8 protein-coding genes and 1 tRNA gene are annotated in these 12641 nt (G+C 62.0%); 5 read left to right on the forward strand and 4 right to left on the reverse strand.

What is annotated here, in order from left to right; genetic code table 11:
* Positions 1-20: 20 nt before the first annotated feature.
* A complete protein-coding gene (locus tag L8K25_RS14180) occupies positions 21-881 on the reverse strand; it encodes a hypothetical protein (protein WP_242139640.1) in 861 nt (286 codons plus the stop codon).
* A gap of 137 nt (positions 882-1018) precedes the next feature.
* Positions 1019-3346: a hypothetical protein gene (locus tag L8K25_RS14185; RefSeq protein ID WP_242139641.1), complete on the reverse strand. Its 2328-nt coding sequence runs from the start codon at positions 3344-3346 to the stop codon at positions 1019-1021.
* 252 nt (positions 3347-3598) lie between these two features.
* On the opposite strand from L8K25_RS14185, the gene L8K25_RS14190 reads away from it, so the two are divergent.
* From L8K25_RS14190 to L8K25_RS14205, 4 genes are all read left to right on the forward strand, one after another.
* Positions 3599-3922 carry a hypothetical protein gene (locus tag L8K25_RS14190; protein WP_242139642.1) on the forward strand — a complete coding sequence of 108 codons (324 nt, stop codon included), beginning with the start codon at positions 3599-3601 and terminating at the stop codon, positions 3920-3922.
* A gap of 238 nt (positions 3923-4160) precedes the next feature.
* Positions 4161-5942 carry an ABC-three component system protein gene (locus L8K25_RS14195; protein WP_242139643.1) on the forward strand — a complete coding sequence of 594 codons (1782 nt, stop codon included), beginning with the start codon at positions 4161-4163 and terminating at the stop codon, positions 5940-5942.
* Positions 5939-6532 (forward strand): hypothetical protein, encoded by a 594-nt coding sequence (locus tag L8K25_RS14200; RefSeq protein ID WP_242139644.1) that lies wholly within the window; start codon positions 5939-5941, stop codon positions 6530-6532. Before L8K25_RS14195 ends, L8K25_RS14200 begins: the two co-directional genes overlap by 4 nt.
* Entirely contained in the window at positions 6529-9396 is a 2868-nt protein-coding gene (locus tag L8K25_RS14205) for an ATP-binding protein (protein ID WP_242139645.1), read from the forward strand. Before L8K25_RS14200 ends, L8K25_RS14205 begins: the two co-directional genes overlap by 4 nt.
* A gap of 225 nt (positions 9397-9621) precedes the next feature.
* Here the strand turns inward: L8K25_RS14205 and L8K25_RS14210 are convergent, their stop codons facing one another.
* Together L8K25_RS14210 and L8K25_RS14215 are read right to left on the reverse strand one after the other, a co-directional pair.
* Positions 9622-10839 (reverse strand): integrase arm-type DNA-binding domain-containing protein, encoded by a 1218-nt coding sequence (locus L8K25_RS14210; protein WP_242139646.1) that lies wholly within the window; start codon positions 10837-10839, stop codon positions 9622-9624.
* A 151-nt stretch (positions 10840-10990) separates the two neighbouring features.
* Positions 10991-11066 (reverse strand) — tRNA-Thr (locus tag L8K25_RS14215).
* 187 nt (positions 11067-11253) lie between these two features.
* Between L8K25_RS14215 and L8K25_RS14220 the strand changes: the two genes are divergently transcribed.
* Positions 11254-12585, forward strand: coding sequence for a hypothetical protein (locus tag L8K25_RS14220; protein ID WP_242139647.1), 1332 nt, complete (start codon positions 11254-11256; stop codon positions 12583-12585).
* The last annotated feature ends 56 nt before the right edge of the window (positions 12586-12641 follow it).

Here is a 12641-nt window from a genome sequence, read left to right on the forward strand (position 1 = left end):
AGTCACCAAATGGCCGATTATCAGAACTGCGTCTTGAACGAGTTCGAGACGCTGAATGGTGGAAAATTGGGCCTTCTTAACGAAGATTGCAGCAAGTCAAAGTACTGCGCCCAAGCGAAATCATTCGTGATCTCATCGGGCCGCTCGAACGTATAGAGGTCGTCATCATCGACCCTGCCCGTAACCCGATAGCGCGCCTTCGCAACGGGTGTCACGTAAAGCCGGATCGCGTAGCGGATGTTGTTCAGAAACTCTGCGATGTTGCTTGCGTGGAAGGCGAGCAAATGGGTGTGGAACCAATCCCAGCAATCCGGGAGTGCCAGGTAGGCCTGGCTCTCATCGATTGTGACACCATTCTCCGCAAGTATGGCCCGCAAACGGTTGGCCTGGCCGCCGAGCCGAAGAAAATTGTGCTTGCCGATGTCGCCGCTCATCCGGATAAAATCGATCCGCTTAATCCGGAGATCGAGTTCAACTGAAATGTTGGAGAGCCAAACGCGTTCGACCTCGGCATAGTCCTCTAGCCAGTCGCTGAACGCTCTGACGATCCGCGACAGATGGGCGGCGTCACCGCCAATCAGCGGCGCGTCGCATACGCGCCCAAGATAGAACAAGCTGGTATGATCAACGGCCCTGCCGCTCGCCGGTGGTTTGGGCAATCCGAATGGAAGCGGGCCTTTGCCACGCGCAGTTACGGGCGATAAAAAATCACGCAGCAGGGTGCCGAACAGCCTGAGCGATTCTGAGGTTTGCGGGAGCAGATTAGTATCGTGCCGTTTCTCGCCCAGTGCACAGAAGATCGCGTGATTGACCATGTCATCGACCATGCCGACAACGGCACTCAAGATGATCGCCTCTTGTTCGATCGATGAGAAGTGCATCGAGTCTCCATTTGGTCTCAAGCCGCCTACCACCGGCGTGGCCGGAAGCGTCAGGTGGTCGACCGAAGTGCGCACCGCCCCGAAACGAACGCTCCGAGCCGTGATCACGAATGGTCAGGCCTGCCGCTACCTGTCACTCAATCGAGCTTCGTCTCTTGCTCAGAATTCGGATCGATCGGTGAAACGACCGAATCGTCCTTCGACAAGCGAGGCTTGGGATTAAGGAAGATCGCGTCGGTCGCTTCCGCCATGTCGGAGAACGATACGGCAAAACCTCTAATCTCGAACTCGGCCTCGGCTTTTTCGTATATGTGCCACGGCTCCAGTTCGCGATCCGTCAGAATGATAGCGCGCCGGCGGTGATCGTGATTGATGAGACGAATGTGATCAAGCTCCTCACCGGAGAAGGCTGTCAACTTCGAAAAGACAATGAAGACCTCGTATCGGTCTTGGGGGAAAGCTGACGCTACCCGCATAAGATTCTTGACGTCTTGCTCTGAAATCGGCTGGCGCGTTTTGCATTCGCCAATTGCAATCTGAATTCGACGATCATCGCTCCGCGACGCGAGCAGCACGAAGTCCGTCTCGCAATGCTCGATGTCGGCGCCATTAGGCGTCAGGGTCATCGCGGTCGCACTGATGGTTTGTGCCATGTCATGAACATGGGACAGTTGCTGGAGTGTCAGTATGACCGGAAGTGCTCCCTCCTGATTGTCGTTGCGTCCGAAAAGCCCCGATCGACGAAACGCCCAGTCGCGGTCTTTCAGTTGGGGTCCCAAATTGAAAACGTGCCCGCAATATTCACACTCGTTACGCGTTTTCACTTCATCGATCGACCGCCAGAAATCGAGCTGGCAGTTGGAGCAAGCGAGCTTAAGCCCCGGTCGAAAAATCTCTTTACGTAAGAGATGAGCAAAAACCGCGTCGTTCGTGAGATTGGAGGATGGGCCGCGCGGCTCAATATAGAGATCTTGATAGGCGCTCAGTGGGTGGTCAGTGGCTTCGCCGCGAATGGTCTGCTTGGCTTGACTGCGGGTGAAACTCTGGTCGGGCTTGTACCCTTCGATCAGATCGCGAACGCCGCCGATCCGAAATACCCTGCAATCGTCTAATCCGCCCATCTGTCGGATCAAGCGATCACAGATCAATCCTGCGCTACTGGGCTTTGCGTCGATTCCGATTGATTTGAAAATCGCGGTCATGAGTCGGGTCATCGATATCGAACGCAGCGACAGATGATGCTGCCCGGCAGTTGCGATGACGCCTATACACCCTGGTTCCGCGCGCACCCGGTTTGATCGGTAATCCGCATTTCGCCCGTAGAACTCGTTGAGCTCCGGAATGAAAGGGAAGTTGAGGGTATTTTGGTTGTCGCCAAACAATCCGATGCCCGGATCGACCGAAACGACGTACGCATTGTCATTGAACGCGTCTTCTTGGCGGACCGGACTTGCCGTTAGGGCAAACGAAATTGCAGGCGTGTCGCGGCTCGTGTCAACCGACGCCAAGGCGTCGGCCTTGCCAAACACCATCACCGGCGCCTTGATATTTAGCCCGTTCCACATCGGTGACGAGAGGTGGCAGGCGATAACGCGCCCGCCAAACCATGCAGGGTCGAATCCGACCCCTCGGTGCCACACTGTTGGTTCGCGCGCCCATTCTGCCCGAGGCAGTTCCGGAAAATGCTGCACCCAAAAGTCGCGAGACACGTCCAATCTTGGGGCGAAAGCAGGGTCGTAGAATTGTAGGATCTCTCCGGTCGCGCGCAAATTCCAGAAGGCAACCAAATCGTCGAAGTTGGCAGAATCGCCGACGAAAAAGCCGGGGCCAGACCGGCTGCGAACGGTGTAGTGTTGCTCGACATGCGCGCGGTTGAAACCGGAGAGAGACATCATCTTAACGTCGGGCGGTGGAACCGGCTGGTCAATTGCCAGTACGGTTCTCGTCGCGCGTAGATGCGTTTTAAGGATGCCCGCATAATCCTCGGCGCATTCCTCCACCGGAGGAAGCTCGCCGAACGACATCATGAAAACATCGCGTAGCGCATCGTCGCTTTGCCACTCGTGCAGCGTCAGAACCGGGTCAGCCTGAGGATTGTGTTTGTAAACCTCCTCATACAGTCGATTGATGGGGTGCAGGAGGTCGGCGATAGCCGACGATTTGCTACTGCCATGATCTGTGATGAGGGCGCGGCCGTACTCGAACCAAGGTCGATGAGACTGGGAATCGACAAATGCGGTAACGTCCGATGCTTCACTCAGCGGATAGAGGCAATCGACCCGAAAAACGTCAGCAATCCGGCGGGCTTCCTCTGGATCCCAAATCGGGATGATCGGATTGAAGCGGCCGCCCCACAGCGTGAAATTGCGGAGCACAGCCGTGCGAAGGCCGGACATGTCGCCGGGCGCTATGCACCATCCGATCCGCATCGGACGATAAAGAAGCCGGACGGACAGGCTGTTCACTGAATCACTCCCTAATTCGGAAACTAGCCTCTCCGAAGGGCGATCATATGTCAGGTCCGACTAGACGCAATCGCCACATGCGCTTTCGGGTCTTACGACAATCATTAAGTGCCATGACAGTCCACAGCAGCGCAGCAACTGTGGGACCAGATTGTGGTACCGAGGAGCGGCAAGACGGCGAAATCCACGCAAATCCGCCCCTTTTCGGGGTTGACTGGTGGAGCTGAGGTCCACCAGATCGTCGCGCCCTTCATGCGCTTCGATCAGGGGTTTGCGCAGACGATCCAGGCGTTCCCCATCAACAACGATATGTCGCTGGCCGAGCGGCGCTTGGCCGAGTTGATCGCGGATGCGCCCACGCAGGAGGAGGTGTCCTACTGGATAGGCGATCTCGACACCTGCGATGTCTGTGAGCATCCGTTCGCGCTGCTCCGCTTCATGGTCGATGGCGATATCGGTCCTTGCTGGGCCAATCTCTGCGCTCGCTGCTTCAACCAGCACGGCGTCGGCCTCGGCACTGGATATGGCCAAGTGTATAAAAACACACCCAAAGGCTGGCTCTGTGTCGCGGGATGATGCGGCGCGCGGGTGCGGCGGGACGACGCAATTCGCTCAGCGAATTTTTAGGCTAGCGCACGGTTCTGCGGGTCCGGCGGGCTACCCGTCGCATAGCTGCGCGCGATGAAGCATGACGCGGCATGTGGTTAACGCTAAGGTCGCGGTCCCTGAAATGTGAGTACAGTCTCACTACGTGCCCAACGTTACTTTCAATTTTTCCGAACGCGTCACGCGAGTAGATGTCACAGCTTCGCTGTTGGCAGCGAGCCGCCTCGGAATTTGTCTGCTGCAATTGCCGTCATCGGCAGCCTCCGTCGACGGCGATCATCCGCGGCCTTTGGCGATCGGCGCGGTGCGCGATCTGCTGGTTGGGGGCCCGGACCATGCGGTGCCGGCCTTGCAGCGTATGATCCCGGGCGCGGATCCGGTGTTGGTCGTCGCTCCAGAATATACATTTGGGTCGGGCGATTGGGCCAAGATCGACGCGCTGGTTCGGGCGGCGACGCGCCCGATCATCCTACTGGCCGGTTTCGGCGCGACGATCGGCCAATCGGTGCTCGACTGGCAGGCCGCGGGCGCTGGTGAAGCCACGCAACGCCACCTCGGCTGGCGCGAAGCTGATGGCGCAATCAGCGATATCCAGCGGGTCAATGGCGGATGGTGCTGGCTGCATGCGCCAGGCGAGACCACGCACTGCATCGCCTATCTCAAGAATGTGTTGGAGCAGTCGATCGAAGCGGTAAACCTGCCCGATCTTCAGGAAGGCCGCGCCATCCTCCATCTCGCTTTTGGCGACGTCGATATCTTTCCGCTGATCTGCGCGGACCTGTTGCAGCCAGCTGCACAGGATGCAGGCTCGCCGCAAGCGCGGATCCTGCACGCGCTTGAAGCGACTGCCGCTGATCGACCTGCGCTGGTGGTCGGATCACTGCTGCAGAGCGGATACAACGTCAACTGGGTCGCCGCAGTGAACTCGCTGCTCAACACGGTGCTCGCCGGACGGCCGGGAGCAGTCGCATTGTGCAACATAGCTGCGGATGCGCCGAAGGCCGATGAAGCCCATGACAAATGGCGCAGTTTGAGCGGTCTTTACGTTCCGTTCGATGCACTACCCAAGGGCCAAGACGATCTGCCGGCAGTACGTGCGCTCAATGATATGGGCATCGCGGGCGGTGTGGTCCGGATTACAGAAGCCTGCGCGACTACTGGGCATGTTACATGGGGACCGTTCACACCGGTGAAGGGCAAGTTCGCCTGGCGCGGCAATATGAGTTGCCCGATCGGCAATGCCGGGCTTGCCATACTTACGGGCCCGACGCCGCCGCCCGCGGCGGGCGAGATTGCGCGTTTCTTGCGCCGTTATCCGCCGGTCGCCACGGCAGCGCCGCGCCTGCAGGTTGGCCTCAACCTGGTCGTCGAGCAGCTGCGTACAGCAGCAGCGCCGACGCCGGCGGCGCTGCTCGACGCGACGTTGAGCGGGGTTGCTCCCGCACGGCCGCAGGATCCTGACAGGCTCCACGTCGCGGAGACGAGCGTGGCATTCAAGGCGGGCATCCACGCCGTTGCCACACTCAAGTCGATCGACGGAATATCCTGGCAGGCCAACCCCAAGCTGACCGGCCAACTGAGGCTGGCGAACGCGAAGCATCTGCTGGTATGGCGTTCGCCCGACAAGTCGCGGTTGGCGATGCGGCGCGATCTTGCCGCGTGGCGCATGCTGCCCGGCGGCGAACATCCTGATCTGATCGTGCTGGGCGCAGGACCGAACGGCGATCTGGTCGAGGGCCAGATCCCGCAGGACCGCCGTGACGATATCAGCACCGCGCCTTCGTCGGCTGCAGAACTGGCCGCAGGTGGATCGCTCGCCGCGCGCGAGGACGACTTCACCGCGGCGCGCAGCTTGCGGCGGGTTGCGGGTCTCGGCCTCGCCAATGTCGCGGATGTCTACGCCGATTTCGAGGAAGGCGCCGATGCCGGGCGCGTCGCGACGTTGCTCGGGCAGATCGATGCATGTTTTGCCGAGGATGGTGCGGAATGACGGATATGCAGCCTGGCGCCGGCAATCTCGACCTCGCGGTGGCGCAGGTCGATGAGCTCTGCGCGAAGGTTGGGCTGCAGCAAGCCGGTTTGCCCGTCGCAGCGGGCGAGCACGTTGTCCCGGCGGGAACGACATTGTGGACGTCAAGCTATGCCCGACTGGTTCTGTGGCCGTGCAGTGCGAGCGACGCTGCGGGCGTTATCGCCGCGGCCCGCGAGGGACAAGGCTGGTTCGACGAGATGCTCGTACGCGGCGAGGCGCAGTCGCGGGGACCGATCGACGGGTATCTTGTGCTTGCGTTGCCGGCCGCACCGGCAGCGGATGCCAGTGAGGATGTTCGGCGCCTCGAACTGTCGTCGCAGGTTTGCCGCAAGCATCTCATCTGGCCAGCGGGCGAAGCTGATCCTGAGGAGGCTGCGGGTACGTGGCTGCGCGTGGCCGACGTGACCGTCGTCGGTTTACCTGACACGATGCCGTCGAGTGGTGGCGAACTGGTGTGGCCCAAGATCGACAGTGAAGCCCAAGCGGTTTGGGAAGACCTTACCGCGCTGGGCCTGTCGGCAACGCTGATCCAGGACGAAACGGCATGACGCGCGGCGTCCGCCTTTCTTCGCTTACGGTCGGTGCGTTTCGCGGAATCGGCGAGGTGCTCGAGTTCGATCTGCGCGCACCGCTGACGCTGGTGTTCGCGCCCAACGGGACCGGCAAGACAACGATGTGCGAAGCGGCGGAGTGGCTGCTGACGGGCCAGGTCGACCGATTGAAGGACAAGAAGGATTTCGACGCCAAGGTGTTGCGCTCGAAGTTCACCGGGCCCGAGCACAAGCCGCACGTCGCGGCCAATGTCCGGGTCGGCGGAAAGGCCTATCAACTTTCGCGCATCGCCGAGGGCAGCCAATCCCCGGCCGCGTTCGAGATCGACGGGCTCGCGGTGCCGCAGCGGCCGAACGACCTCCTTGCGCTGCTGGCGCCGGCGGCCGCTGCCAATGAGGCCCATCATCTGACCGCGATCAGTCTACGTCAGCGCTGGCTCAAGGGGACCCGGTTCTTGAGCGCGGAGGCGCTGGCCGCCTTGGTCGATACGGACGATGAGACGATCGAGCGGCGTACACAGGTCTTTGCCGACCTGTTGGGAATCCGGCATTTGCTTGATGCCGAACGGCAATTCGAGAAATATGCGGCCGAGCTTTCGTCGCGGCTGCGCGCCCAGGTTCAGCTTACCCAGCAACGCTCGGCCGAGGCCGATGCGATCGAAAAGGAACTCGACCGCAATATGTCGCTGGCTACGACGGTGGCGTCGGCGATCGGCGAGGCCGCGCAGGCCGAGGTCCTGCTCAAACCGACGCCTGCGGATATGCCGCCTTCCAATTCGCCGTTCCCCGATCGGCTGGAGGCGCTGACAGCACTGCAGCGGCGCGGCCGGCATGAGAACGAGCGCCGGCGTAAAGCCCTAAGCGCGGTCGAGGTTCGTCGAAGCAGTCGTGCTGCGCTGGAGCAGGCCGTTGCTGCGGCGAAGGCAACAGAGCTTGAGCTTGATGCCGAACTTGCCGAGATGGGCAAGAACGGTCAGGCCGCTGCTGCCAAGGTCGCCGCGAGCGAAACCGAACGCCAGAGCGTCACCGCGGCGAGCCAAGCGCTCGCGGCGGCCGGTGATCGGCTGGCGCGGCGGGGCGCCGCGATGCTCTCGATCATTCACCGGGCACCGGTGTTCGATCCTGTCCCCGTCACGCTTGGCGCTCTGCGCGCCGGTTTGCCCGAGACAGGGTGGACCATAGAAGCGCGCGCCGACCGCCGCGCACTGTTGACTGCCCTTTCTGCCGGATTGGAACAGGCCGATCGAGAGGCCGAACGGTTGCGTCTTCTCGACGTCGAGCGCGAGGCTGCCAGCACGGCCACGATCTCCGAAGCGGCGTTCGCTGCCCTGCGGGCCGAGGCTGCCGATGCGGAACGCCGGGCGATAACTGCGAACCAGCAACGCGACGCCGCTGCTGCACCCTTGTCCAGACTTCAATCGGCGGCACGCGACCTGCTCGCGCATGACCATGGCCATGCGGCAAGCAGCTGTCCGGTTTGCGCGCATGACTGGGAGACAGCGGATGCGCTGCGCGCTGCGATCGCAGCGGCGCTTGCGACTATCCCTGAGCTTGCAAGCCAGGCCGAAGCGTTAGCGCAGGCCGCTACGGAAGCGGCTCGGATAGCGACCGAGAAGCTAAAAACCGCGCAGGCGGCGAATGCCAGGCTCGCAACGCTGGACCGCGAGCGTGCAGCGCTTGCGGATGCCGCAGAGCGCCGCGCGCTTTCGCTGCAAAATGCCGGACTGCCGGCGTCGGTTTCTGCTGGCGAACTTGGCCTGCAGCGCGCGCGCCTCGACATCGCCGACGCCTTCGCCGCGCTCAACGAAGAGATTGCGATGGCGCGTCCCATGGTTCCCGCCGACGCGGCCCAGTTGCTCCCGGACCAGGCGCCGCTGTCCGACCTGGTCGAACGCGTCTTGGCTCAGATCGGCGCACGCGATCATGTGTTGCAGCTTCAACTGGCGGGACTGGCCCGCGACAGCGAGGACGCGACAACGCTGCGCGATCGCCTGCGTGCGGAATATGCCGGAATCCAGCAGCGGTTGCGGGACTGTCGCGAGCAGTTGGCGGCGAAGGGAAGCGAGCTGGCCGAACTCCAGGCCTTGTGGGACGTCGCCGCACCGGAGCAGTCGTGGAGCGAGGCAGCTTTTGCACAGCTCAAAACCGAGCTGAAGAACGAGCAGGAAAAACTCGCCCACGCGGAGGCGCATATCGAAGCCGCGCGAGCCGCCTGGACCGCCGAAACGCGCCGCGCGCAATTGACCGCGCTCCGGGCCGCCATGGAACCCGCGCTAGAGCAGCAGGCGCGGATGACCGCGCGGATTGCCGCTGCGACGCGAGCGCAGGCGATGTTCCAGGATACGTACACCACGATCAGCAAGCGGCAGGTCCAGGATCTCGCCAAGGTCGTGAATCCGCTGTTCGCGCGCATGCACGCCAACCGGGTCTATGATCGCATCAATCTTGGTGAGGGCAGCGAATTCCTGCACTGGCTGGCGCATGCCGGCGACGCGCAGCTCGATCCCGGTAAAGACTTCAGCCAGGGGCAGCGACAGGATCTTGCCCTTGCACTCTTCCTGGCACGTGCGCGCAGCCTCGGCGGCACATTCTTCCTCGATGAGCCGGTGGCGCATCTCGATGACCTAAATCGCGTTGGCTTGCTCGACATTTTGCGCGCCACGGTGCTCGAGGAAAGCCGTTCGGTTAATCTGGTCATCACCACATCAAGCCGGTCTCTGGCGCGTCATCTAATCGAAAAATTTGCCGGCATAGACACCGTTGAGACGGCGGGAGGCCTGGTGCGGCCCCTCAGCGTCATTGAGCTGGACGGAAACAGCCGGAGCGGGGTTGAGCTGAAAAATATCTATCCGCTCAATTGAACTATTTCGATATCGTAACCTGCCGCGTGGTCTTCGCGGACCGTCGGCTTTGATTGGAGCGATCAGCAGATATTGTCGGGATCAGACATTCGTCTGCGAAAATGCGATCGGCCGGCCTTGGTCAACAGCGGTCGGAAGCAATCTTTTCATTGAACGGCGGCGATCCTACGCTGGCTCCCCGAAACCGATCAGTCAGGAAACCGGGCTCAATTTCCGACACAAGAGTCACGCCCGCTTGCGAAATTTCCCGTTGATCACTTTTCCGCCCGCTCGAAGTTGGTCGAGATAATCCGACCACCATTGCGCCATTTTCACGCGCTCTGCCCAATGCGCTCCGCGATGATATGCGGCGCGCACCTTGTCGCTCTCGCCGTGAGCGAGGGCGCGTTCAATAGCGTCAGGATGCCAAAGGCCGCATTCGTTGAGCAAGGTGCTGGCCGTGGCGCGAAAGCCGTGACTAGTCATCTGGTCGTGCTCGTAACCCAGCCGGCGCAGCGCGATGTTGAGCGTGTTCTCACAGATCGAACGCTTCGTTGTGTGCAACGCCGGAAACAGGAATTCGCTCGGTCGGCTTAACGACCGCAGTTCTTGTAGAAGATAGAGGGACTGGCGCGAAAGCGGCACCGTATGAGCCTGCTTCATCTTCATGCGCTCGGCAGGGATACGCCAAACCTTGTCGGCGAAGTCGATCTCATTCCACTTGCCCTGGCGCAATTCTCCGGGCCGCAAAAAGACGTGCGGCGCAAGACGCAACGCAAACCGCGTTTCGGGGCGGCCGCTATAGTCCTCGATCGCCCGCAGGAGCTCGCCGACCTTCAGCGGCTCGACGATCGCCGCATGATGCTTGACGCGCGGCACGGTGAGAGCACCCCTTAGAATGTCGGCGGGATTGCGATCAACGCGCAGCGTCGCGAAGCCGTAGCGGAACACGCGGCCGGCGAACGAACGCAAGCGCAGCGCCGTTTCGTGATGGCCCCGGCGCTCGACGCGTTTTAGCACGTCCAGCAACTCGTGGGGTGTGATCGCAGCGATGGGCCGTTTGGCGATCCCGTCGAGCAGTTCGAGGAACCAGCGGGCTTTCTTGACGGTGGCAGGGGATTTCCCCTCGCGCTCCATCTTCTGGATGAATTCCTCGGCGACCACCGCAAACGTCGTTGCGGCGGCAAGTTCGTCCTTGATGCGGCGCTGCCGCTTTTCCTCGACGGGATCGATCCCGTCGACGATTTCGCCGCGAAGCTCGTCCCGCTTTTTTCGGGCGTCCTTGAGCGATACGTCCGGAAACGTCCCGAGCGACATTTTGCGCTCGACGCCGAGCACCTTGTAGCGAAATCGCCAGAGGAGCGCGCCGGTTGGCTGGACCAAAAGAAACAGCCCATCGGAGTCGGGAACCTTGAATGGGCGCGTTGCGGGTTTGAGCGCACGGATCTGAACGGTCGTCAGCACGGTGGACCACGCCTCCTCAAAATACCGTGGTCCACCAATTCGTGGTCCACTTTGAGTGATCCTTAGCGGAACAAAGTGAGATTTCGCGGGATCAACAGGAGGCAATATACCGCAGATTTCTGCGGTTTTCTACAATGTTCTCAATGTGTTCTGGTGCCGCTTACAGGACTCGAACCTGTGACCCCCGCATTACGAATGCGATGCTCTACCAACTGAGCTAAAGCGGCATGCACGATGTCGGATCGACGATCGTGGAGGCGGGCGCTTATCAAATCGAATTCGGGATGGCAAGCCGAGAGCGCAATCTCGGGAAGATTTCTGGCTTCTGCCCATCCCTTTACCGGACGTTTACCACGCAGGGCGCATAAGGTCGGGCAGTAACGGCCCCGTCGGGCCAGATAGGGCGTTTGCGCAATGGATAGTGTTCACGACTTCGAGGATGATCGGATCGGCGCCGAGGATCCCGGTCGCGGCGCGCAGGACGCGGGCAGCGACGATCTGGCGGAAGCGCAGATCGACGTCGGCACCGACGAACGCCGCATGCACGTCCGCGCGTATAATTACTGGGTTTCGCTGCTGGGCGGGCGGGGATATCCCTCGATCAACGATCTCGATCCCGGGACCATCGCGGACTTTGGCCCACATAGCGTGCTTCTGGATTTCACACAGGGCATCGAAAACCCCGCAATCGCCTATCTCGGGCGCGCGCTGCGCGACGAATGTTCGCTCGACGCTGGCACGACCCATATCGCGCAGGTGCCGAGCCGCTCGCTCCTGTCGCGCCTGACCGACCATTATCTGCAGATCATCGCCAATCGCTCGCCGATCGGGTTCGAGGCGGAGTTCGTCAGCACGCGCGGGCACAACACGCTGTACCGCGGCATCCTGATGCCGTTCTCCTCCGACGAGGATACGATCGACTTCATCTACGGAGTGATCAACTGGAAGGAACTGGTCGACGCGGAGATGCAGGCCCGCCTCCACGCGGAGATCGAGGCGGCTCGGGGCGCACCCAAGCCCGTCGCGACCGCCCCCATCTGGGCCGATGGCCCCAGCGGCGGGTTCGACGACCTGGTCGAGGACGACGACCGCGCCGACGATGCACGCGCTGGCCAGCCATCCGATCCGGAAGACGCCGCCGACGTCGCGTCTCAGCGCGAGGACAGCCTTGCCGACCGGTTGCTGCTGGCACAGCAGACCGCGGCCACGCTGCGTGCGGCAGATACCCGCAGCCGCGCCGCCCTGTACCGCGCCCTCGCCCGCGCGCATGATTTCGCGGCGGCGGCGGATGCCGATCCCCAGGGGTATGACGCCTTGCTGAAGCACGCGCGCATCCCGGTGCAGCTGCGCGCGCCGATGACCCCGGTGGTCAAGCTCGTCTTCGGCACCGACTATGACAAGACGCGCCTGACCGAATATGCCGCCGTCCTCGCATATGCGCGCCGTACCGGCGTACCGGCCGGCGGGCTGCAGGCATTTCTCGAGTCGCAGGACGGCGGGATCAAGGCCGTGGTAAAGGCCGAGCGGCTGGCGCGCGCGCCGGTCGCGAGCCCGCGGTCCAGCCCTTCCGTCCAGCTCGCCAAGCGTCCCACGCTCGCCAGTGTCACCATGCAGACCACGTCGCCCGAAGGGGATTACGTCTTGCTCCTCGCGCGGTCGGGCCATCCGGGAACCCTCGACATCATCGCGACGATCACAGACGATTCCGCGCTGACCGAGCGCGCAATGCGCCGCGCGATCAGCTGAATTTGCTGCACCGCCACAAGTCTTGAGGTCGCGCGGCGACCGGCGCATAGGGGCCC

This window comes from Sphingomonas sp. TREG-RG-20F-R18-01, assembly GCF_022662475.1.
Classification (GTDB): Bacteria; Pseudomonadota; Alphaproteobacteria; order Sphingomonadales; family Sphingomonadaceae; genus Sphingomonas.

Excerpts from the sequence above, each read along its gene's own strand:
- L8K25_RS14180 (WP_242139640.1), bottom strand. The coding sequence starts at position 881 with ATGCACTTCTCATCGATCGAACAAGAGGCGATCATCTTGAGTGCCGTT.
- L8K25_RS14190 (WP_242139642.1), top strand. The coding sequence starts at position 3,599 with ATGCGCTTCGATCAGGGGTTTGCGCAGACGATCCAGGCGTTCCCCATC.
- L8K25_RS14200 (WP_242139644.1), top strand. The coding sequence starts at position 5,939 with ATGACGGATATGCAGCCTGGCGCCGGCAATCTCGACCTCGCGGTGGCG.
- L8K25_RS14205 (WP_242139645.1), top strand. The coding sequence starts at position 6,529 with ATGACGCGCGGCGTCCGCCTTTCTTCGCTTACGGTCGGTGCGTTTCGC.
- L8K25_RS14220 (WP_242139647.1), top strand. The coding sequence starts at position 11,254 with ATGGATAGTGTTCACGACTTCGAGGATGATCGGATCGGCGCCGAGGAT.